The sequence below is a fragment of the Streptomyces purpurascens genome, from assembly GCF_045040895.1.
Taxonomy (GTDB): Bacteria; Actinomycetota; Actinomycetes; order Streptomycetales; family Streptomycetaceae; genus Streptomyces; species Streptomyces purpurascens.
The window spans coordinates 8,173,396-8,196,471 of record NZ_CP108341.1; the positions used below are offsets into that span (position 1 = coordinate 8,173,396).

The 23,076-nt window shown below is 67.9% G+C and carries 17 protein-coding genes; 12 read left to right on the top strand and 5 right to left on the bottom strand.

All coding sequences use genetic code 11. The features are described 5' to 3' along the window. Positions 1-168 precede the first annotated feature (168 nt). The 4 genes from OHU35_RS37100 to OHU35_RS37115 form a co-directional block, all read right to left on the bottom strand. Positions 169-1,191 carry a LacI family DNA-binding transcriptional regulator gene (locus OHU35_RS37100; RefSeq protein ID WP_189722540.1) on the bottom strand — a complete coding sequence of 341 codons (1,023 nt, stop codon included), beginning with the start codon at positions 1,189-1,191 and terminating at the stop codon, positions 169-171. Positions 1,192-1,269: 78 nt separating this feature from the next. Beyond that, positions 1,270-2,106, bottom strand: a complete 837-nt coding sequence (locus tag OHU35_RS37105; RefSeq protein ID WP_189722539.1) for an ATP-binding cassette domain-containing protein — start codon at positions 2,104-2,106, stop codon at positions 1,270-1,272. Continuing rightward, positions 2,106-3,119, bottom strand: a complete 1,014-nt coding sequence (locus tag OHU35_RS37110) for an ABC transporter permease (RefSeq protein ID WP_189722538.1) — start codon at positions 3,117-3,119, stop codon at positions 2,106-2,108. Before OHU35_RS37110 ends, OHU35_RS37105 begins: the two co-directional genes overlap by 1 nt. Positions 3,120-3,272: 153 nt before the next feature. After that, complete coding sequence (locus tag OHU35_RS37115) at positions 3,273-4,289, bottom strand: sugar ABC transporter substrate-binding protein (protein WP_189722537.1); 1,017 nt, start codon at positions 4,287-4,289, stop codon at positions 3,273-3,275. A 265-nt stretch (positions 4,290-4,554) separates the two neighbouring features. Here OHU35_RS37115 and OHU35_RS37120 point away from each other — a divergent pair, with 265 nt between their 5' ends. Genes OHU35_RS37120 through OHU35_RS37130 form a run of 3 tightly spaced genes read left to right on the top strand, consistent with a single transcriptional unit; the run spans position 4,555 to position 6,392 of the window. Next, complete coding sequence (locus OHU35_RS37120) at positions 4,555-5,541, top strand: carbohydrate kinase (protein ID WP_405508420.1); 987 nt, start codon at positions 4,555-4,557, stop codon at positions 5,539-5,541. Positions 5,542-5,555: 14 nt separating this feature from the next. After that, the gene (locus OHU35_RS37125) at positions 5,556-5,855 is read left to right on the top strand and encodes a putative quinol monooxygenase (RefSeq protein ID WP_189587843.1); all 300 of its coding nucleotides are present in this window, start codon (positions 5,556-5,558) and stop codon (positions 5,853-5,855) included. Positions 5,856-5,900: 45 nt separating this feature from the next. After that, positions 5,901-6,392, top strand: coding sequence for a nucleotidyltransferase domain-containing protein (locus tag OHU35_RS37130; RefSeq protein ID WP_031135433.1), 492 nt, complete (start codon positions 5,901-5,903; stop codon positions 6,390-6,392). Between the two features lie 52 nt (positions 6,393-6,444). On the opposite strand, the gene OHU35_RS37135 is transcribed toward OHU35_RS37130, so the two are convergent. Then, positions 6,445-9,003 (bottom strand): GH32 C-terminal domain-containing protein, encoded by a 2,559-nt coding sequence (locus OHU35_RS37135; RefSeq protein ID WP_405508422.1) that lies wholly within the window; start codon positions 9,001-9,003, stop codon positions 6,445-6,447. Positions 9,004-9,542: 539 nt separating this feature from the next. Here OHU35_RS37135 and OHU35_RS37140 point away from each other — a divergent pair. From OHU35_RS37140 to OHU35_RS37180, 9 genes are all read left to right on the top strand, one after another. After that, positions 9,543-10,550 carry a LacI family DNA-binding transcriptional regulator gene (locus tag OHU35_RS37140; protein ID WP_189722534.1) on the top strand — a complete coding sequence of 336 codons (1,008 nt, stop codon included), beginning with the start codon at positions 9,543-9,545 and terminating at the stop codon, positions 10,548-10,550. A gap of 398 nt (positions 10,551-10,948) precedes the next feature. Then, a complete protein-coding gene (locus tag OHU35_RS37145; protein ID WP_405508424.1) occupies positions 10,949-12,247 on the top strand; it encodes an extracellular solute-binding protein in 1,299 nt (432 codons plus the stop codon). A gap of 33 nt (positions 12,248-12,280) precedes the next feature. Then, the gene (locus OHU35_RS37150) at positions 12,281-13,267 is read left to right on the top strand and encodes a carbohydrate ABC transporter permease (RefSeq protein ID WP_405508426.1); all 987 of its coding nucleotides are present in this window, start codon (positions 12,281-12,283) and stop codon (positions 13,265-13,267) included. Between the two features lie 6 nt (positions 13,268-13,273). Then, entirely contained in the window at positions 13,274-14,161 is an 888-nt protein-coding gene (locus OHU35_RS37155) for a carbohydrate ABC transporter permease (RefSeq protein WP_405508428.1), read from the top strand. 166 nt (positions 14,162-14,327) lie between these two features. Next, positions 14,328-16,625 (top strand): glycoside hydrolase family 3 N-terminal domain-containing protein, encoded by a 2,298-nt coding sequence (locus tag OHU35_RS37160; RefSeq protein WP_405509398.1) that lies wholly within the window; start codon positions 14,328-14,330, stop codon positions 16,623-16,625. A gap of 100 nt (positions 16,626-16,725) precedes the next feature. Continuing rightward, on the top strand, positions 16,726-18,198 hold the full coding sequence (locus OHU35_RS37165) for a glycoside hydrolase family 32 protein (protein WP_405508430.1): 1,473 nt from the start codon (positions 16,726-16,728) through the stop codon (positions 18,196-18,198). A gap of 92 nt (positions 18,199-18,290) precedes the next feature. Continuing rightward, a complete protein-coding gene (locus tag OHU35_RS37170; protein ID WP_405508431.1) occupies positions 18,291-21,227 on the top strand; it encodes a discoidin domain-containing protein in 2,937 nt (978 codons plus the stop codon). Positions 21,228-21,888: 661 nt separating this feature from the next. Then, a complete protein-coding gene (gene panD, locus OHU35_RS37175) occupies positions 21,889-22,308 on the top strand; it encodes an aspartate 1-decarboxylase (protein ID WP_142156860.1) in 420 nt (139 codons plus the stop codon). A gap of 31 nt (positions 22,309-22,339) precedes the next feature. Further along, the gene (locus OHU35_RS37180; RefSeq protein ID WP_189722528.1) at positions 22,340-22,684 is read left to right on the top strand and encodes a GNAT family N-acetyltransferase; all 345 of its coding nucleotides are present in this window, start codon (positions 22,340-22,342) and stop codon (positions 22,682-22,684) included. The last annotated feature ends 392 nt before the right edge of the window (positions 22,685-23,076 follow it).

Genomic DNA, 23,076 nt, shown 5'->3' on the forward strand with positions numbered 1-23,076 from the left:
ATATCAAGCGCGCCGGAGTCACTACAAAACAAACGACGCGGACACAGCCCTGAAAACTGTCCAGCACTCAGAACAGGAGGGAAGTCGACTGATCGGGCCACATCTTGGTCAATGCTGGGTTGTCGAGGCACCACGATGATGAGGCCCTCGAAAGCAGAGGCATCCCGTCTACGGCTTGGGTGCAGGTTGCTCCCCCGAGCCCCGGACGATCAGCCGGGTGGGGACGGTGATGGTGCGAGCCCGGGAGCGGTCGCCGTCGAGGCGGGCCAGGGCGGTGGCCGCGGCGGTGCGGCCGAGTTCTTCGGGGTCCTGGGCGACGACGGTAAGGGCCGGTTCGAGTGCCTCGGCGAGTGATACGTCGTCGAAGGCGACGACCGCTACGTCCTTGCGCTTGCTGCGGGCGAGTTCGGCGACTATGCCCAGCGCCATGATGTTGTTTCCGGCGAACAGGGCGGTGGGGGGATCGGCCAGTGCGAGGAGTTGGGCGGTCGCGGCCTCGGCGCCTGGCTGGTCGTGGCTGTTGGCGACGAGCGCGCGGTCGTAGGGGATGTCGGCTTCTTGCAGGGCCGCGCGGTATCCGGCGAGGCGTTCGCGGCGGGTGTAGAGCTTGGTGGGGAGGTCGCCGACGAATCCGATGCGGCGGTGCCCGTGGGCGATGAGGTGGGCGACGCCTTCTTGGGCTCCGGCACGGTTGGAGCTGACGATGCTGTCCGTGGGCAGGCCGACCCCCGGGCGGTCGAGGAAGGCGATGGGCAGCCCCGCCGTGCGGTGGGACTTGAGGTGGGAGTGGTCGGCGCCGACGGACGGCACGACGATGAGGATGCTGACGCGCCGGGCGAGAAACTTGTCCGTCAGGGCGCGTTCGCGGTCGGGCTCGTCCGCGGACGAGCCCATGAGGAGGGTCAGTCCGCGTTCGCGGACCGTGTCCTCGATGGCGCGGGCCACGGCTCCGAAGAACGGGTTGGCGAGGTCGGGGATGACCAGTCCGATGGTGGTGTCCGGACCGCCGACGCGGATGTTGCGGGCCATGAGGTTCGGCTGGAAGCCCAACTTGGCCACCGCGGCGAGTACCTGTTCCCGCGTCTGCGCCGAGACGGGTCCGTCCTCGTTGAGGACACGGGAGACTGTCTTGGCGCTGACGCCGACTTCTCGTGCGACATCGGCAAGGGTGGGGCGGCGTCTCGCTGCCATGGGAGGAAACCGTCTCCTGAGTGCTCTCGGGTTCCGGCCGCGGCCTCGGCCGGAACATGCGAGAGCGGGGTTGAGCTGTCAGGTGGCCTGGACTCCGGCGGCTTTCGCCGCCGCGGAATCCGCTACGACAGTATCTCCGGCCGCGTCGACGGTGAGTGCGCCGGTCATGATGGCGACGACCTCAGCCATGGAGTAGTCGGAGGGCTTGATCACGGCGGCACGCCGGCCCAGCCGGTGGACGTGGATCCGGTCGGCGATCTCGAAGACATGGGGCATGTTGTGGCTGATCAGGACGACCGGCATGCCCTTGTCGCGGACGCGGCGGATGAGGTCGAGGACCTGTCCGGACTCCTTGACGCCGAGGGCGGCGGTGGGTTCATCCATGACGACGACGCTGCGGGCCCAGGCGACGGCGCGGGCGACCGCGACGGCCTGCCGCTGTCCGCCGGAGAGGGTCTCGACCGCCTGGGTCAGCGAGCGCAGTCCGATCTTCAGGTCGGCCATGTGCTCGGCGGCCTCTTGGCGCATGCGCTTCTTGTCGAGCATGCGGAAGGCGCTGCCGAGGATGCCCGGGCGGCGCAGCTCGCGGCCCAGGAACATGTTCGAGGCGATGTCCATGGAAGCTGCCACGGCGAGGTCCTGATAGACCGTCTCGATGCCGTGGGCGCGTGCGCTCTGCGGCCCGGAGAACTGGATCGGCTTGCCATTGAGGCGGATCTCGCCCTCGTCCGGTACCACCGCGCCGGTGAGGGCCTTGATGAGGCTGGTCTTGCCGGCGCCGTTGTCACCGATGACGGCGAGGACCTCGCCGGGCAGCAGGTCGAAGTCGGCGCCGTCGATGGCGGTGACGTGACCGTAGCGCTTGACCAGACCGCGGGCCTGCAGGACAGGAGTGGGGGAGGAGGTGGCGCTCATCAACGGGCCTTCTTCCGGGAGATCTGGTCGACGGTCACCGCGAGGATCACCAGGACTCCGGTGATGAGGGTCTGGTAGATGGAGGCGACGCCCATCAGCTGCAGGCCGTTGCGGAAGACTCCGACGATGAGGACGCCGATGAACGTGCCCAGGACCGATCCGCGTCCGCCGAAGAGGCTGGTGCCGCCGAGGACCACGGCGGTGATGCTGTCCAGGTTGTCGGTCTGCCCGGCCTGCGGGTCGCCGACGCCGGTGCGGGAGACGAGCAGCAGGGCGGCGATGCCGTAGAGGATGCCGGCCACGGTGTAGACGCCGATGGTCAGCCGGGAGGTCCGGATGCCGTTCAGCCGGGCCGCTTCCGGGCTGTTGCCCAGGGCGTAGACGTGCCGGCCCCAGCCGGTGCTGCTCAACGCGTAGGCGAGGAGGAGGAACAGGGCGATGGTGACCAGCGAGCCGTAGGTGATGTCGGTCTTGCCGAGCGGGAAGGTCTGCCCGAGAGCCGTCAGCGGGCCGGGCAGGTTGGTGACCGTCTGCTCCTCGGAGTAGATGTGCGTCAGCGCGAACGCCACGTTGAGCATGCCCAGGGTGACGATGAACGGCGGCAGCGGGATCTTCTGCACCAACGCGCCGTTGAGCATGCCGAAGCCGCCGCAGACGACAAGGCCCAGCGCGATCGCGGCGAGCGGGGGCAGGGAGCCCTCGGCGGCCATCTTGGCGATCACGATGCTGCCGAACGCCATCACCGCTCCGCACGACAGGTCGATGCCCGCCGTGAGGATGATCAGGGTCTGGCCGATGGCGAGGGTGCCGACGACCATGACCTGCTGCACGATCAGCGAGAAGTTCCCGCCGGTGAGGAACTGGTCGCTCGAGACGGAGAAGAAGGCACAGGCCAGGAGGAGGGCGACCAGCGGGCCGGTGGTCGGTTGCGTGAGCAGTCTGCGGACCGGGGTCGGTGCTTTGAGTTCCGCGTACGGTGTGGACGTGGAGGGTGGCGTGGACGTGGCAGTCATGCGAGGTCCTTGTCGGAAGACACAAGTCCTTGTCAGGACTGGTCAGTCGTTGTCGGACGGCAGGAGGACGAGGGGGCGGCCGTCCTCGGTCGGGGAGGAGGGGCCGGCCGCCCCGCTGAGGGGTGTCGAACGGCGGCAGCTGGGGGCGGCGGCTCAGCCCCAGCAGTTCTCCAGGCCGTAGGCGGTGTCCTTGGACGTGACGCCGTCCTGCGCCTTGTCGGTGATCAAGGTGACGCCGGTGTCGGTGTAACCGGACGCCTTCTTGCCGTCCTTGGCGTAGGTCACGACGGCCTTGACGCCCTCGGCGGCCATCTTGAGGGGGTACTGCTGCGAGGTCGCGGCGATCTTGCCGTCCTTGACCGCCTGGGTGCCCGTGCAGCCGCCGTCGACGGAGACGATCAGCACGTCCTTTTCCCGGCCCTTGGCCTTCAGCGCGGTGTACGCGCCCAGCGCGGCCGGTTCGTTGATCGTGTAGACGACGTTGATGCCGGGTTCCTTCTGGAGGCAGTTCTCCATCGCGGTCTGGCCCTTGGACTGGTCGCCGCCGGTGTCCTGAGCACAGGCGACGTCCTTGTCGGTGGCGCCGAAGCCCTTGAGGAATCCGCTGTGCCGCTGGACGCCGACGGAGACGCCCGGCGCGAGGTCGAGGGCGGCTATCTTCGCGGTCTTGCCCTTCATCGCGGCCTTGGCGTACTCGCCGATCAGCTCGCCGGCCTTGACGTTGTCCGTGGCGAAGAGAGCGTCGACGGCGCTCTGCGGCTCGGTCGGGGTGTCGAGTGCGATGACCAGGACGCCCTTGGCGCGGGCCTTCTCGAGCGCGGGCACGATCGCCTTCGAGTCACTGGGGGTGATCAGAATGCCCTTGACGCCGGAGGCGACCATGTTCTCGATGGCGGTGACCTGACCGGCGTTGTCTCCGTCGAACTTGCCGGCCGCGGTCATGAGCTTGACGCCTTCGGCCTTCGCGGTCTTTTCCGCGCCTTCCTTCATCTTGACGAAGAACGGGTTGGTGTCGGTCTTGGTGATGAGGCCGACCTTGACCTCGCCCGAGCTGGTGCTCGCGCTGCCCGATCCGGATCCGGATCCACAGGCGGTCAGGGCGAGCGCTGCGACACCCGTGCACGCAGCGGCTCTGAGCAAGGAGGAGGGCAGACGAGAGATGCGTGACATGAACGACTCCAGCGGGATGTCGGGCGGGTGGCCGGCAGCGGGGCATGCCGTCCCGCGATGTCAACGATGACCTATGTCATCGTTGACACTGCCTGGCGAGGATGATGGACTCGGTTCCCCGGCAACGTCAATGCCTTGCACTCGTCACAAATCGGCAACGCCCCTCGGCGGTCGCCCGCCCGAGGCCGTTCGCCGGCATGCCCGGGTCATGCCCGTTTCCGCTCCGCGCGTTCCAAGAAGGCGCGTTCCAAGAGGAGAGCAGCCCATGAGCCCGCGCCAGATCACCGTCCTGGGAGAGTGCGTCGCTGACGCGTTCACCGAACCCGCGCGTGCCCGGAACGAACTCGCCCTGCGCGTGCTGCCGGGCGGCGGACCCGCCAACACGGCGGTGGCCTTGGCCAGACTCGGCACTCCGGCCCGCTTCCTCGCACGGCTGTCCGGTGACGTGTTCGGCCGCCTCTTCCGGGCCCACCTCGCGGCATCGGGCGTGGACCTCTCGCACGCCGTCGAGGCCGCCGAGCCCAGCACGCTCGCCGTGGCCGAGCTGGACGCCCATGGGCAGGCCACGTTCTCCTTCCACGCCCAGGCCACCGCCGACTGGCAGTGGACCAGCGCGGAACTGGCCGCGGTGGACCTGACTGACACCGCTTGCGTCCACACCGGGTCACTGGCCCTGGTCAAGGAACCCGGGGCAGGCGTGGTGGAGGACTTCCTGGCGGCGGCCGCTCCCCGGGCCACCATCAGCATCGACCCCAACGTCCGCCCCCTCCTGGTACGTCCCGAGGTCTACCGTGCCCGGCTGGCGCGCTGGTGCGGCCTCGCCGATGTGCTGCGGCTGAGCGAGGACGACCTGGAACTCCTCCTGCCCGGAACGCCGCCCGAGCAGGCGTGCGACACCTGGCATGCGGCGGGAGCGCGGCTCGTCGTGATCACACGCGGCGCAGACGGCGCGCTGGCCTCACTCGACGGGGAACGGGTGCAGGTGCCGGCGGTGGCGACACCGGTCGTCGACCGGGTCGGCGCGGGGGACTCCTTCACCGCCGGACTGCTGCACCACCTCGGCACCCGCGGACTCCTCGGCGGCAGGCTGACGGACCTGCGTCTCGGCGATGTCGAGGCAGCCTGCCTGTTCGCCACACAGGTCGCGGCCCTGACCTGCTCCGTCGCCGGCCCGAACCCGCCGTGGCACGACCAGATGGCGCCGTTCCCGACGGACAAGGCCGTCGTCCGGCACCTTGACTCCACCCACTGAAAGGACAGGAAACCATGACGAAAACCCTGCTCGCCGAGTTCACCGCCCGAGAGGGAGCAGAGGACGAGGTCGCTCGCCTGATCCGGGACTACGCCCTGAAAGTGCGCGAAGAAGAAGGAAACCTGGCCTTCGACGTCTACACCAAGGCGACCGACCCGCGCGCCTACTGGATCTTCGAGGTCTACCGGGACGAGGACGCCTTCAAGGCACACCTGAACGCCCCGTACGGCGCCCCGTTCAACGCCGCCCTCATCCCACTGATCGAGGAGGACGCCTCTGTACTGACGTTCCTCGAGGAGATTGACCGCACATAAATCCACTCGCCCGCCCATGTGATCACCGCTAGCGTGCGCAAGGTGATGACGGCCGACGATGTGTTGTCCATCCTTGCAGTGCTGCGGAACGCGGACGTCGACATCTGGATCGGCGGCGGCTGGGGCATCGACGCCCTGGTCGGCGAGCAAACCCGCCTGCACCGCGACCTGGACCTGATGCACCGAGAGGACCAGGAAGCTGACGTCGTGGCGGCTCTCGCGGACGCTGGCTTCGTCGAGACCCTCGACTGGCGCCCCGTACGGTTCGTCGTCACCGGTCCTCATGACCGGGAGATCGATCTTCACCCGCTGGTCTTTGCCGCGGACGGATCCGCCGTGCAGGCGTCACCCGACGCGGAGCACCCGTTCGCCTATCCCGCCTCGTGTTTCGTCACTGGCACGATCCTCGGGGCCACCGTCCCGTGCCTGTCGCCCGAGCAGCAGGTCTATTTCCACCAGGGATATGAACCTGCTGATCACGACCGTCACGACATGGCCCGGCTCCGGCAGACCTTCGGGATCACCACCCACTTCTGAGCCCGCGCGCCGGAAGCGGCTCCTGGCCGACCGGCGCGCGGACCCCGGCGCGTCACCGCCAGATGGACTTCAGCTGCCACGCCTGCATGTGGTCGAGGGTGGCGGTGCCGCCTTCGGCGAAGACCTCGACGCCGGTGCTGGAGGGGTCGGGGAAAATCTGGTCGGTGATCACGGCCTCGCCGTTGCCGCCGAAGACCTCGACGGAGGACCAGTCGACGAGGATCCGCAGTTTGACCTTGCCGTTCTTGGGCTTCAGGGGTGCTGTCTGGACGCCGGGGAAGGTGCTGTTGAAGTCCCCGGCTCCGGAGCGGGTGCGGTCGACGTACAGCTCCTGCGTCGTGGTGTCGTAGCCGATGACGGTCTCCTCGCCGCCCGCGCCGGTGCGCACCTTCAGGCCGAAGCGTTCGGCGTCCTTGAGGGAGAAGGTCGCCTCGATGTCGAGTGCCTTGCCCTTGGCCGTGGGGCCGATCAGGGGCTTGGAGGTGCTCTTGACGGTGACGCCTGACGCCGTCGCCGGGTGCTGTTGCCGGAGGGACTCCAGGCTGTCCACCGGCTTGCTCGTCAGCCGGGCCTGGCCGTTGATCGTGCGCAGTGACATTTCCCGGGGAACGCTCTGCGCGCCGCGCCAGGGGGAGGTGGGGACGGACTGGCCGTAGTCCCAGTTGTTCATCCAGCCGATCATGTAGCGCTTGCCGCCCGGCGCGTTCTCCCAGGACACCGCCGCGTAGTAGTCCTTGCCGTAGTCGGCCCAGTCGGCGCGCTGTACGACGGACTTGGCGGGCTTGTCAGCGGCCGTGAACTGGTCGGCCATGACGTGGCCCCAGCCGGCGGTGTTCATGTCGACGACCTGGATCTGCGCCTTCTTGCCGGCGTACGGGCGCATGTCGAAGGAGGCCCAGTCCAGGGTCTCGCTGTCGGCGCCGGTCGCGCTGCGGACGACCTTGCCGTCGACGATCAGGTTGACGGACGTCTCCTGGGAGACGCGCTGGGCCTGGCTGTCGGAGAGCATGATGTGGTCGACGTTGACGTGGCCCCAGCCGCCGGTGTTGTCGTCGACGATCCTGATCCGCGCCTGCTTGCCGGCGAGGTCGCTGACGTCCCAGGAGGCCCAGTTGAGTGCCTCGGCGTCCTTTCCGGTGGCGCTGCGGACGACCCGGCCGTCCACGAGGAGCTCGACGGCGGTCGGGTTGTCGGAGCCGGCCGGGTGATTGCCGCCGCCGATGAGGAAGTTGATGTGCTTCTTGTCGATGGTGAACTCGGCTGACGTGAGGGTGCCCGTGGTGGAGTCGCCGTTCCGGAAGGTGTTGACCAGCCCGTCTCCCACGAAGCCGGATACCTGTCCCTGGTCGGGGAGGGTGCCGGTAGCCGGTGCGGTGCCGAAAGCGTCCCCGGTCGCCGTCCAGTCGCCGTACGTTCCGCCTTCGAAGTCGGCGAGGACCGTGCCCTCGGGCGGAGTGCTGTCCATGACGGTCCCGGCCTCGTGCGGATGCCGCCCGCCACCGATCTTGAAGTTCAGGTAGGGGCTGTCGACGGTGAAGGAGGGGGAGCTGAGGATGCCGGTGGCGCCGTCACCGCCGTGGAAGCTGTTGGCGAGGCCCTTGCCGTCGAAGCCCTCGACGGCCCCCTGCCCGTCCACCGCCCCGGCCGCCGGTCCCTGGCCGAACGCGGTGCCCGTGCTCGTCCACGTACCGAAGCCGGTGCCCTCGAAGTCCTGCACGACATTCCCGGTGGGCGGGGTGTACGTGCCCTTGTCGTCCGCGGTGAACTTCTTGCCGTCGAAGTCGCCGATGAAGTACTGGGCGGCCGAACCGCCCGCGATACCACCGGGGTTGATGTTGACGACCAGGACCCACTTGATGTTCTTCCTGTCCCCGTCCACGGCGAGGGGGAACAGGTCGGGGCACTCCCACACGCCGCCCGTCGCACCGGCCGGTCCGAACTCGCTTTGCAACTCCCAGTCCTTGAGGTTCTTCGACGAGTAGAACCGCACCTTGTGCTCGGCGGACAGCGACACCGTCATCAGCCAGCTCTTGGTCGGCGCGTACCACTGGACCTTGGGATCGCGGAAGTTGCTGGAGCCGATGTCGATCACGGGATTGCCCCGGTACTTGGTCCAGGTGCGGCCGCGGTCGGTGCTGTAGGCGAGCGACTGGGCCTGCTTGCCGCCGTTCTTGTAGGCGCTGGTGTAGATGGCCACCATGGGCGGGTTCTTCTTCGTGCCGAAGCCGGTGGTGTTGTTCCAGTCGACGACCGCGCTGCCGGAGAACACCATCTCCTCGTCGTCGTGCGACAGGGCGAGCGGCAACTCCTTCCAGTGCACGAGGTCCTTGCTCACCGCGTGCCCCCAGGACATGTCGCCCCAGGTGTTGCCGTTGGGGTTGTACTGGTAGAAGAGGTGGTACTCGCCCTGGTAATAGACGAGCCCGTTGGGGTCGTTCATCCAGTTCTTCTGCGGAGTGAAGTGGAACTGGGGTCTGTAGGTCTCGGCGTAGGCCGGGGTGTCGGCGGCGACGGCCTGGGGGGCCAGCGGGGCTGCGGACAGGGCGCAGACGGTCGCGACCGCCGCCGTCATCCGTATGCGGGCATGCCGGGATACGCGTGCAGAGCTCATGGTGTCTCCTAGTCCCGCGGCCGTCCACGCAGCGGTGACTGCGGCTTCTGCGCGACGGACCGAAAAGTGCACCCCAGGCCGATGCAGGCTTCCGTGCCGTCGGCCGAGGGTGTCATCGTTGACTTGTGTCATCGATGACAGCGAGTGCCCGATTATGAAGCCCAATCCGGCCTCCGCGTCAACGGTCCGGGCGCGATTGCTCCGGCATGACCGGCAGTTCATCGGCTGTCGTCGGTGGTCGCGAACCGCGCCGACCCGTTGGCAGCGGCCGTCTCGGGTTCCGTGACCGCCCAGGTCAGAGGGGCGGGGTGGGGGCCGCCCGGCAGGCTTCGGCCTCATCGTCGACGCCGAGACGGGCCGGTGAACGAGTCGTTTCCGGCCTGTTGACCGGTCGGGCCTTTCGGTGCTTCACTGCCGGAACCGCTACCGAAACCGGTTCCGGGACCGATTCCGGTACCGGTTCCACGAGGCTCTGTACGATCGCCCCTTCGGTGCGGGAGGGAAGTCTTCCGCCTCTGTAGGAAGGGAGGGGAGGTGACATGGGAGTCACTATCGCCGACGTGGCCAGGCGGGCCGGGGTCAGCAAGACGACGGTCTCGCGGGTGCTGAACGGCAAGGGCGAGATCAACGAGAACACCGTCTTGAAGGTCCGCAAGGCGATATCGGAACTCGGTTATGTGCCGAGCGCCGGGGCAGTGGGGCTCGCACGCGGCACGACACAGATGATCGGCATGCTGGTCCCTGACTTGGCCTGGGCCTGGGCCGGCATAGTGCAGGCGGTCGTCGAAACGCTGGAGGCCGAGGGCTTCGGGCTGCGGATCCTGACCTGGAACCGCGGTGAGGAGTCACTGCGCAGGCTGGGCCTGCAGGTCGCTGCCAAGTCGTTCGACGGGCTGCTGGTGATAGAGCCCGAGGGGGCCCTGGGATCCATCACGGAACTGCACGAGGCCGGACTGCCGGTGGTGCTGATCGACGACCGCTTCCAGCGGCCGGGATTCCCCTACGTGGCCACCACCAACCGGGAGGGCGGTGAGCAGGCGGCGCGCCACCTGCTGGACATCGGCCGCCGTCGCCCTCTGGTGGTGACCGGTCCTGATGAGTACGGGTGCACGCAGGAACGGCTGGGCGGCTTCGTCGACGCGTATGCGCAGGCCGGGATCGAACTCGACCCGCGCAGAATCATCTGCGGCGACTTCCTGTTCGACGACGGCCGGAGCGCGGTGGCGCAAGCTCTCGCGGACGGCGTGGAGTTCGACGCGGTCTTCGGGCACAACGACCCCTTGGCAGCCGGCGTGATCGCGGCCCTGCACGAGGCCGGCCTCAAGATTCCGCGGGATGTCGCCGTGGTGGGGTTCGACGACGTCGAGGTGGCGTCGTACACCTATCCGGCGCTGACCACCATCCGTCAGCCGATGCGGGAAATGGGTGAGGCGGCGGCTCGTCTGCTGCTCGACCACGTGCGCAGATCGCCGGAGGCCGCTCCCTCGCGCATCGTTCCCACCAGCCTCGTGGTCCGCGGCTCGACGTTAGAGCCGGGCTCGAACTGACGCGACGTCATCGCGATGAGCGAATGACGGCGCCTCGCGGGCCGGGCGGTGCGTTGCCGGTGACGCACCGCCCCTCCTCTCCTTGAAACATCGGCGAACCTCTTCGGGCCTCGCCTTCCTCACAACTCAGGGCGGCTGCGCCTGCGTTCACGCGGCACCGCCCACATGCACTTTGCGCCCGCGCGTTCCCGATCCGGGACACCGAAGGGGCGCCTGGCACACGCCGCTCGGCCGCTACCCACTCCGCGTCGGACGCTCCCACCGCGACCCGCGAGGGACCGCCGCCGCTGTCACCACAGACGCTGCCCACTCGTGGGCCGGCCCATCCGGGCGCCCGCCCCTTCCTACCCTTCGCCGCCCCCCCGCGCCTGTCTCGCTCAACGGCAAGGAGCCGCATCATGCGTATCACCACCCGTCACGCTGTCAGAACCGTCCAGACCCTGTGCGTCACCCTCACGGCAGCCCTCGTGGCCACCGGCTGCGGCCGGAGCGAGGATTCAGGTCCCGGCGACGATGCCCCCGCCGAGATCGGCGCGGGCAAGGCCAAGGGGACGGTGGTCATGTGGTCCCTGGGTGACCCCGACGAAGACCTGAAGGAGCTGGCCAAGAAGTTCGAGCAGGAAAACCCGGACGCAGACGTCAAGATCACCGCGGTCCCGTGGGACGGCGCCCACGACAAGCTGACCACCTCGATAGCCGGCGGCAACACACCGGACATGTCCATGGTGGGCAGCACTTGGATGGCCGAGATGGCCGCCTTGAACGGCTTCCAGGCCACCCCGACGTCGATCAAGTCCTCGGACTTCTACCCCGGCCAGTGGGACACCACCAAGTACAAGAACACCTCGTACGGCGTCCCGTTCATCGCCGACACGCAAGCGGTCTACTACCGGACCGATCTCACGGCGAAGGCCGGCATCAAGGGCGCCCTGGCCGGCGACTGGGACGGATACCTGAAGGACCTCAAGGCTATCCAGGCCACCGCCGGCAAGGAGAACCCCAAGCTGCGCCATGCCAGCGGGCTGGTGATGGGCTTCAACTCCTGGATCTTCTGGCTGCCGATGGTCTGGCAGCAGGGCAGTGACATCTACGACGCCAGGACCGGAAAGTTCACCTTCGACACGCCCGAGGTCGCCAAGGCGCTGGAGAACTACGCAAGCGTTCCGAAGCAGGGCCTCGCGCCGACCGACAGGGCGGACAACGTGCAGAGCTTCCAGGACGGGCTGACCGCCGTCTACCAGGAGGGCGCGTGGGCCGGCGGCACCTTCCACAAGGACTCCCCGCAGCTGGACGGCAAGTGGAAGACCATGCCGATGCCGTACACCGAGCAGCCCGCAGGGTTCGCCGGCGGCACCGACCTGGCGGTGTTCAAGGAGGCCAAGAACCCCGACGCGGCCTGGAAGTTCGCCCAGTTCCTCACCGAGCCCGCCAACCTCGCGACCTATTCCAAGGCCACCGGCAGCCTGCCTCCTTCGCCCCAGGCGTGGACCGAGGGGAAGCTGACCGAGGACGAGAACTTGAAGGCGTTCGCCGAACAGCTCGAGGTCAGCAAGGCGCCGCCCGCCATCACGACCTGGCAGCAGATCGCCGACACCATCGACTCCGAACTGGAGAAGCTGACCCTCGGCAAGGCCACCGTCGCCGAGGTGCAGAAAACGCTGCAGTCCAAGGCCACCAGCATCGGCACCGGCCGCTGAGCGCCGCCGCGTGAGTATCCCTCGTACGGACGGATGACATCCATGTCCACGAAAACGCTCCCTGAGCGGGGCGACACCCACGACCAGGGCACCGCAGGGTCGGAACGGAGTGCCGATCGCCGGCACTCCGGGCTCCGGAGCACGGCGCGCGGCAGGCAGGCCCGGGCCGCCTGGGTCCTCGCCGCCCCGTTCCTCGCGCTGTTCTTGGCCTTCATGCTGCTGCCGGTGGTGTGGTCGCTGCTGATGGGCCTGACCGACACCAAGAGCGCGGACCTGCGCACACCGCTGAGCGTGTCGTTCGTCGGCTTCGACAACTACGTACGCCTCTTTGAGGACCCGCAGTTCTTCACGGCTCTGCGCAACACGGCCGTGTTCGTCCTGGTGGCCCTGCCCCTGACCCTGGCCGCCGGGCTCGCGGCGGCGGTTGCCCTCGACCGGGGCATCCGCCGCTTCCGGGCCGTCTTCCGGGTCGGCTTCTACCTGCCGGTGATCACCAGCATCGTGGCCGTCGCCGTGGTGTGGAAGACGCTTCTGGAACCTCGCGCGGGACTGGCGAACCTCGTCCTGGGCTGGTTCGGGATCGATGGTCCGGCCTGGCTGGCGGACACCCGCTTCGCCCTGCCCGTCATGATCGTGATGGCGGTGTGGCGCAACCTCGGCACGGTCATGATCATCATGCTGGCGGGTCTGCAGTCCGTACCCCAGTCCCTGATGGAGGCGGCCGAACTCGACGGCGCCGGGCCCTGGCAGCGGTTCTGGCGGGTCACCTTCCCGCTCCTGCGGCCGGCCCTGCTGCTGACCGCCGTGACCACCGGCATCGGCTATCTGCAGTTTTTCGACGAGCCGTTCGTGATGACCGATGGCGGACCGCTGGACTCCACCCTGTCGGCGACGTTGTACGCCTACAAACAGTTCGGCAACGGCAACTACGAGATGGCGTCGGCCGCCGGCTACGTCATTTTCGTCCTCATCGTCGCGCTGACCGTGCTGCAGTTCCGCGTGCTGCGAGACAAGGACTGATGCCTCATGAGCACCCTCTCCACTCTCCGAACGCCACAACCGGGCACGGACCGCGCCCTGAGGCGCCGCCGCATCCGCCAGAACTGGGGCCAGCCCTGGCTGTACATACCGCTCGCCAGCGCCCTGCTGCTGATGATCGCGCCGTTCCTGTGGATGCTGTCCGGGTCGTTCAAGCCCGAGGCCGACATCCGCAAGGTCCCGCCCGTCTTGATCCCCACGGTGCCCACGACCGCCAACTACGGCGAGCTGTTCAGCACGCTCGACTTCACGAGCATGTTCGCCAACTCCGTGATCGTGGCCCTCGCCGTGACCGCGGGCAACCTGATCTTCTGCTCGATGCTCGGATACGCCCTGGCCAAGCTGGAGTTCCGCGGACAGCGCGCCGTCTTCCTGCTGGTCATGGGGACCCTCATGATCCCCGGCCTGGTCACCTTCGTACCACTGTACGTGCTGGTGGCCAACATGCAGCTGACCGGCTCCCTGCTCGGGCTGATCCTGCCGTTCCTGGCCACGCCCTTCGGGGTGTTCCTGATGCGGCAGTTCATCTCCACCCTGCCCGACGAACTGATCGACGCCGCCCGCGTCGACGGCTGCCGCGAACTGGCCATCTTCGCGAAGATCATCCTTCCGCTGACCAAGCCAGCCCTCGCCACCCTCGGGATCATCACCTTCCTGGGCTCCTGGAACAACTTCCTGTGGCCCCTGGTCGTGGCCCAGAACGAGAGCCAGTACACGCTTCCCGTCGGCCTCGCCCTGGCCAGCAGCGGACAGTCCTTCACCCGCTTCGGCATCCTGCTCGCCGGCGCCATGGTCGTCCTCCTGCCGGTGATGATCGTGTTCCTCCTCTTCCAGCGCCAGTTCGTGGCCGGCATCGCCACCACCGGCCTGAAGTGACACCCCGGATCCCGCCCCGCCGTCCCATGCCGTACCGGTCCCGCCCAGGGCGGCGGACGGACGGCACGCGAGCCCCGCCGGGCGGGCGGCAAGGTTCGCGCGACGAAGCACTCACCGTCGCCCATCAACTCTCTGATCTGTGACGACTCATCTCTTGGAGACCACCGTGGGACAGCCGGTCCACTCTGCCGCGTACCTGGATCCGGAAGCATCCGTGGAAGCGAGAACCGACGACTTGCTGTCCCGGATGACCCTGCCGGAGAAGGTCGGGCAGCTGCTGATGCTCGACGCACAACACGGGGACCTGGCGGACATCGTGTCGGCCAAGCTGGCCGGGGCAGTCCTGCATGTGTCTCCCGACCTCATGCCGCAGGCCATGGAACTGGCCCGGCGGACACGGCTCGGCATACCGCTGCTGACAGCCGACGACGGCATCCACGGCCACTCGTTCTGGCCGGGCGCGACCATCTTCCCGACCCAGCTGGCCATGGCCTGCACCTGGGACCCCTCCCTGCTCCACCGAGTCGCCCGAGCGGCCGCGACCGAAATCGCGGCGACCGGAATCCACGGGACGTTCTCCCCGGTGCTGTGCATCACCCGGGATCTGCGCTGGGGCCGGATCAACGAGACGTTCGGCGAGGACCCGTTCCTGATCGGTGAACTCGGGGCGGCCATGGTGCGCGGCTACCAGGGCGACGGCCTCAGCGACCCGACAGCCGTGCTGGCGTACGCCAAGCACTTCGCGGGCTACTCCGAAACCCTGGGCGGGCGCGACGCCAGCGAAGCCGATCTCAGCCCCCGCAAGCTGCGCTCGTGGTTCCTGCCCCCCTTCGAGCAGGCGGTACGGGCCGGCTGCCGCGGCTTCATGCTCGGCTACCAGTCCATCGACGGGGTGCCCATCACGGCGCATCAGTGGCTGATCAACGACGTACTCAAGGGCGAGTGGGGCTTCACCGGGACGCTGGTGACCGACTGGGACAACGTCGGCCGGATGGTCTACGACCAGCGGACCTGCGCCGACTACGCCGAGGCGGCGGCGGTCGCCGTCAACTCCGGGAACGACCTCATCATGGCCACACCGCAGTTCTTCGAGGGCGCCCAGGAGGCGGTCGCCCGCGGCCTGATCGAAGAGAAGCAGATCGATGACGCGGTACGGCGGGTTCTGCGGCTGAAGTTCGAGCTCGGGCTCTTCGAGAACCCCCGCGCCCCCGACCCCGAGCGACAGGCGCGGGTGATCGGCTGCCGCGCACACGCCGACCTCAACCTGGAGACCGCCCGACGCTCCCTGGTGTTGCTGCGCAACGAGGGGATCCTGCCCCTCGAGGGCGGGCTGACCTCGGACGGAACGGGGCGCGCCGTGAGCCGGGACAGGCCGCGGGCGATCGCGGTCCTCGGCCCCAACGCCGACAGCACGCAAGCCATGCTCGGCGACTGGGCGGGCGCCACCGGCCAGGTCCCGTGGATGCCCGAAGGACATCCACGCGAGTCGGTGGAGACGGTGCTCGATGGCCTACGCGCCGTCGCACCGGCCGACTGGACCATCACGTACGCCCGCGGAGCCGACATCGAAAACCCCGCATCCAACTCCGAGTGGTCCCTCGGGCCCGACGGCCAACCGCAGCCATCCGTCTTCACCCCCGCCCCGGTCGACCAGGCACAGCTTCGGGAGGCCACCGCCGCCGCGGAGGCCGCCGACTACGCCGTCGTGGTCGTGGGGGACACCATCGCCCTCACCGGCGAGGTGCGCTCCACGGCCACGCTCGACCTCCAGGGAGGCCAGATCGCGCTGCTGGACGCGGTCGCCGCCACCGGCACACCGATGATCGTCGTACTGGCCCAGTCCAAGCCGAGCACCCTCCCGGAGTCGGCACTGAACGCGGCAGCCCTCATCGAGGCGTTCAACCCGGGCATGCGCGGTGGCCGCGCCGCCGCCGAACTCCTTCTCGGACTCATCGAACCCAGCGGCCGGCTCCCGGTCTCCTTCGCACGCCACGTCGGACAGCAACCGGTCTTCTACAACCAGGTGCGAGGCCAGCACGGGAGCCGCTACGCGGATCTCACACAGGACCCCCTGTTCGCGTTCGGCGAGGGCCTCACCTACACCACGGTCACCTACTCCGACTTGGTCGTGCACGACCCGGAGGTCTCCGCCGACGGCACCGTCGACGCCACGGTGCGGCTCACCAACAGCGGCAGCCGCAGGGCCGTGGAAACGGTCCAGGCGTACGTCAGCGACCTGACCACCAGCGTCACCTGGGCCGAGCAGGAGCTGAAGGGTTTCACCCAGGTCGAAATACCTCCCGGCGAAAGCCTGGACGTCCGCATCAGCATCCCTGCCTCCCAGTGCTCTCTCGTCACAGCTGACAACCGCCGAGTGGTCGAACCAGGCGAGTTCGCACTCCGCGTCGGCCCCAGCTCACGGCGGGAGCAGCAGCTGAGCGTGGAATTCCGCATCCGGACCTGAAGGCCGCACACAGGCTTGAAGACCACCGCCCCGTCGGCCCGCCGCCCCGCCAACCAGAGGGCCGGCGGGGCGGTCCCCTGTCATACCGAAAGGCACGCGTGTGTCCACCCCACCCCGCGATCCACACTTCCCCGTCGCGCACCTGCGCCCGCCCCGCAACTGGATCAACGACCCCAACGGGCTGGTCTTCCACGACGGCCACTACCACGTGTGCTACCAGTACAACCCGCACGGAGCGACCCACGCCAACATGCACTGGGGCCACTTCCGCAGCCCCGACCTGCTGAGCTGGGAGCCGCTGCCGGTCGCCCTGTCCCCGACCCCCGGTGGCCTGGACGCCGACGGCTGCTTCTCCGGTAACGCCGTCTCCGACGGCGAACGGCTGGTCGCCTTCTACTCCGCGCACCGCGAGGACCGCTCGTTCCAGCACCAGCCGGTCACCCGCGCCGTCTCCCGAGACAGCGGCCGGACGTTCAGCCCGAGTGGTGAACTGGTCATCCCCGAGCTGCCCGAGGGCTGCACCATGTACCGCGACCCGTACGTCTGGCAGGACGGCGACCGCTGGCGGATGCTGGTCGGCGCCGCCCTCGCGGACGACCGTGCCGCCGCCCTCCTCTACGACTCGCCCGACCTGGAGAACTGGACCTACCGGGGTCCCTTCGCCACCCGCCATCCGGAGCCCGTCGGTGGCACCGACCTGCTCACCGGGGAGGGCTGGGAATGCCCGCAATACCTCCCGGCAGCCGACGGACGTGGCGCCCTCCTCTTCAGCACCTGGACCGAACCCACCGGTCCGCAGAGGGTCGCGGCCCTGATCGGCGAAGAGCATGACGGCCACTTCAAGGCGGGCTCAGCGGTGCCCGTCGACCACGGCCCCGACTGCTACGCCCCCGCCTTGCTGCGGGCACCGGGCGACCGGTGGCTGCTGTGGGGCTGGTCGTGGGAAGCCCGCGACGAAGCCTGGGCCGTCGCGGACGGATGGGCCGGGGTCCTCACCCTGCCCCGTGAGATCCACGTTCAGGACGACGGCACACTGCGCCAGCAGCCCGCCACCGAACTGCTCGCCCTGCGCGGCCGACACACCATCACCGCCACAGGCGCGACGCACGGCTCGCAGCCGGTGGACCTCGGCACCGTGGGCCACGCCTTCGACCTGACGGCCCGTCTGGAGCCGACCGGAAACGCCGGCCTGCGGCTGCTCACCACCCCGGACGGCTCCGAGTACCTCGACATCCGTCTCGACGTAGACGCGGGCGAACTCGTCGTCGACCGTGACCACGCCTCACTGGACAACCGGGGCCGCGGCGGTTCCCACCGGATGCCCTGCCCGCCAGACCGGCCCGTCGACCTGCGCGTCGTCGTCGACCACTCCATCGCCGAAATCTTCCTGATCACCACCGGCCAGGTCCTCACCCTGCGCTTCTACCCCACAGGGCAGAGCCCGTGGCGACTTCAGGCCCGCACCGCCCCGGGTACGCGCCTCGGCTTCGCGGTCGACGCGTGGGAACTGCACCCGCTCGTGATCAAGGAGCCGAGCACCGGCGCCGCAGAGCCGGCTCCGGCGTCGCCGTAGAACCGACTCCAACCGGTCGATCCCCCACCTCGGCACCGTGTCCCACCCGCTCTCCCACGTACTGAACAAGCAGGTCCGAAGGAGGATCTTCCATGAGGTCATACGGTCTCGGACGACGCCAGTTCCTGGCCACCGCCGTTGGTGTCGCCGCCGCCTGGACCCAGGTTTCCGGGAACGCCATCGCCGCCCCGCAGCTGAAGCAAGCCTCACGTGGCAATTCCGTCCGTGTGTGGCTGACGGACGTATCGGCCGACAAGTGGGTCGCCGGCCAGGACGATGTGCTGTTCAAGGCGAAGAGAGCGGCCAACCCGCTGACGATCAAGATCGACGACAGCGTCAAGTACCAGAAGGTGCAAGGCTTCGGCGCGGCCATGACCGACTCCTCCGCCTGGCTCATCGACAAGCTGTCCACCGCCGAGCGGACCAAGCTGATGAAGAAGCTGTTCGATCCCTCGAAGGGAATCGGCCTCAGCCTGCTCCGCTCTCCGATGGGCGCCACGGATTTCAACGCGTCCGGGAACTACTCCTACAACGACATGCCCGCGGGACAAACGGACCCCACGCTGTCCGACTTCTCCGTCCAGCATGACGTGCCGTACATCATTCCGGCCTTGCGGCAGGCCCTCTCACTCAACCCGTCCATCAAGATCATGGCCAACCCGTGGAGCCCGCCAGGCTGGATGAAGACCTCCGACTCCATGATCGGAGGCACCCTCAAGAGCGAGTACACCTCCGCGCTGGCCGACTACTTCGTCAAGTTCATCCACGCCTATGGCGAGGCCGGCGTGCCCATCTCCTACATTTCCCCGCAGAACGAACCCATGGGTACTCCCACCTGGCCCGGAATGTTCCTGTCCGCGTACCAGGAAGCTGATTTGATCCAGGAGATCGGCAAGGCGTTCGAAGCCAAGGGAATCTCCACGAAGATCCTGGCTTGGGACCACAACTGGGACGTGCCCTCGTATCCGGAGACGATCTTCAGCGACCCCGCAGCCTCCAAGTACACCGCGGGAACCGGATGGCACATCTACAGCGGCAACCCGAACTACCAGACAGTGGTCCACAACGACTACCCGAGCAAGGAAACCTTCATCACAGAAGCCACCGGAGGCGTTTGGCAGGACAGCGACCAGACGGCGTTCAGCGAAGCACTGGGAACGTGGATCATCAACGGAACGCGCAACTGGGCGAACGGGGTGATGCTGTGGAACATCGCACTCGACCCCGATCGGGGCCCGCTCAACAGCGACACGGCCGGCATACCCATGCTTCGGGGCTTGCTCACGATCGACCCGGCCGACGGGCGGGTGACCTACAACGTGGACTACCACGCCCTCGCTCACGCCAGCAGGTTCGTCAAGCCCGGAGCGCGCCGGATCTACTCGAACACCTTCGGCGAAGGAAGCATAGAGAACGTCGCATTCCAGAACCCGGACGGATCGAAGGTCCTGATCGCCCACAACTCGGGCAGCGCCGCGAAGACCTTCAGCGTCGCGGACGGGACACACTCGTTCGACTACACCCTGAACGCCGGCGACGCCGTCACCTTCACGTACTCCGGGCCTGCGCAGAGCGGCCGTACCCCCGCAGCGACCAAGGTCTCGGACCCGACACACGACTTCACGTTCACGTCGGCATCCGGCCCGGTCACCGTCACGTACGATCCGGCACTGCTGCCCTACCAGAACGCCATCCGTACCGGAAGCAAGCTGGTCACGTACTCCCTTCCGATCGGAGCTTCCGTCCAGACGACCGGAAGGGCACTGAGCCGTAGCAAATGGACCGCCACGGCTTCCGCGCAGCCGGATTGGGGTGTGGCCGCGAACGCGATCGACGGCGATATCAACACAAAGTGGAGTCTCGGGCACGGGACGACGAGCGGCGACTGGTTCCAGATCGACCTGGGGAGCCCCACGAGCTTCAATAAAATCGTCATCGACACCGGCGTGAACAACTCGTTCGACTACGTCACCAAGTATCAGATCTACGTTTCGAACGACGGTGCCGATTGGGGCAGCGCGATTTCGAGCGGCAGCGGGGGAATCGGCAAGATAGCCGTCACGTTGCCGACCCGAACGGCACAGTACATTCGCATCGTCAGTACCGCGGCATCCGGTTTCTGGTGGTCCATCGGCGACATCGAGGTGTACGGGTCCGCGCGTGGAACCGGCTCGATCACAGCTCCTACAGCAGTATCGAACGGCCTCCAGCTGAAGACCTGGACCAGCAAGGAAGGGTCACAGGTCACCGTCGTATTCAACGGGACCGCCGACAGCAAGAGTTTCAAGATATCCACCGACGGCTCGTACACCTATACGCTGCCGAGCGGTACCTCGGCGATGTTCACCACCAAGAAGCTGTCGAGCTTTCCATCGCCGACCTTCAGCGAATTGAAGCCGGAACGAGGAATGCCGCGCTCCAAGTTCACGATTCGCGGTTCTGGTTTCGGTGACGCCCAGGGACTGGGCACGGTGTACTTCGGATCAAGCTATGCCGAAATAGACACCTGGTCGGACACGAGCATCAGCGCCTACGTCCCGAAGGGCCTTCCGGCGGGAAAGGTCACGGTTTCCGTGACTGGAACCAGCGGAGCAGACGCAGGTGGATCATCGTTCGACGTCATAGATCTTGGTCCTGCGCTGTCGCGGACAGGCTGGACCGCAAAGGCTTCGGACGCAAGCCAGGTGGATGCGCCCGGAAACATGCTCGACGGCAATTCCGACACTCGCTACAGCTCCGGAACAGGGCAGTACGACGGCCTCTGGATCCAAGTGGACATGGGGAAAACGCAGACCTTCGACAAGGTTGTGTTGGATGTCGGCAGCAGTGTCAGCGACTATGCGCGAAGCGCAGACGTATACGTATCCACGGATGGAACCGACTGGACCAAGGTCACGTCCGTAGCGGACGGCCAACGAGTCCACCTGATTTCCTTCCCCACGCAGACAGCTCGCTACATCAAGGTCGTCAATACCGGCAACGTTGCGCGTAGCTGGTGGTCAGTCGCAGAATTCGACGTCTACAACTGACCTCGGGTCTTGAGGGCCGGAGTGGTACGCCTCACCAAGGGTGCCACTCCGGCCGTAGGCTGATGTTCGTGACGTGGGAGGCCAGCACCGGGGCTCGTGCGGGAGTCACCGGCCCCTTCGCCGTCAGTCCTCGCGCTCCACTTGTCTCGCCTCAGCCACACGGTGAAGGCGCCGAAGCTTCCCGTGATGGTGTCGGTAAGAGCGCCGCCGAGCACGACCAGCTTCACCTTGGCATCTCGCCGGCGACGAGCAGCCGCCCCTCCGCCCACGTCTATCCGTCATCTCCGCCTCCCCCGCCCGTTCCTGCGACGAAGCCTGGACAGCTCACGTCAAGCCGAGAAGAGCGCGAGTCGGCCATGGCCGGCGCTACGAGATCGAGCAGTAACGCCAGGGCCTTCTTCGGAGCAGGCTGTGGCCGAAGTGGAAACGGCGGCGAGTGGCCCACCCCGGAGCAGCAGATGGCGACCTGAGTGCTGAGGGCCTGTCCGGCGGATCATGGACGGACCCACGCCGCGTCTCTGAGCTGCCGGTCGCTCGCTCCGGGGGCCTCCTCGGAGGTGGCCGCGCCGGTCGTCTTCGAGTCCGACGAGTGCCGGTGTACAGTGAACAACGCCCCTGACCTGCACAAAGCAGGCAGGGAGCCGTCTTCCAGGAGTCCAAAGTGCTGCGTACTCTGTTCAAGTCCAAGATCCACCGCGCCACCGTCACCCAGGCCGACCTGCACTACGTGGGATCCGTGACCATCGACGCCGACCTGCTCGACGCCGCCGATCTGCTGCCCGGCGAGCTCGTGCACATCGTGGACATCACCAACGGCGCCCGGCTGGAGACGTACGTCATCGAGGGCGAGCGCGGATCCGGGGTGATCGGGATCAACGGGGCCGCCGCGCATCTCGTGCACCCCGGCGATCTCGTGATCATCATCAGCTACGCACAGGTGACGGACGCCGAGGCGCGGGCACTCACCCCCAGGGTCGTGCACGTGGACCGCGACAACCGGATCGTGGCCCTGGGCGCCGACCCGTCCGAGCCGGTGCCCGGCTCGGACCAGCAGCGCAGCCCGCAGGCCGTCGGGGCCTGACCGGACGCACACGGGACAGGAGCATGTCCGTATGAAGGACCTGGAGATCCGCGACGACCGGGCGGCGGGCCGCCTGGAGGCGCTGACCGGGGGCGAAGTCGTCGGCCGCATCGAGTACTTCGTCCTCGAGAGCCCCGAGCGCGCGCTCGTGCCCGTGCACACGATCGTCGAACCGGCCCACGAGGGCCAGGGCATCGCGGGGTCGCTGGCACGCGAGCTCCACGCCATCGCCGCACACGAGCAGAGCCCGGTCGTCTCACTGTGCCCGTACGTCACCAAGTGGGCCGAACGCCACCCCGACGAGGCCCGCCCGGCCGATCAGGACCTGCTGACGGCGGCAAAGGACTGGCTGTCCGCCCACCCCGGCCGCTTCTGACCCACCTGGCCCCCTCTCCGTCCCGCGCCGGAGTGACTGGGGAAGCAGGTGCCGGGTAGGCGGGGGAGTAGTCCAGAGCCGGAGTCGATCGACTGGCTGGAGGGCCTCATGACGAATCCGTTTCCCGACCCCGTGCATCCGGGGCCGACACCGGGCCCGGATCCCCAGCACCCGGAGCCGCGCCCCGACCCGGTGCCGGATCCGCAGCCACCGCCTGGCCCGGAGCCGACCCCGCCGCCCCCGTCCCCGACCCCGCCCCCGGGGCCGGACCCCGTGCCGGGTCCCGACCCGTCACCGATCCCCCCGGGCCCGGAACCCGTACCGAACCCCGAGCCGGGCCCGCCGCTGTCCTGAACGACACCGGAACGAGAACGAGAAGGGGCCGGTGGACA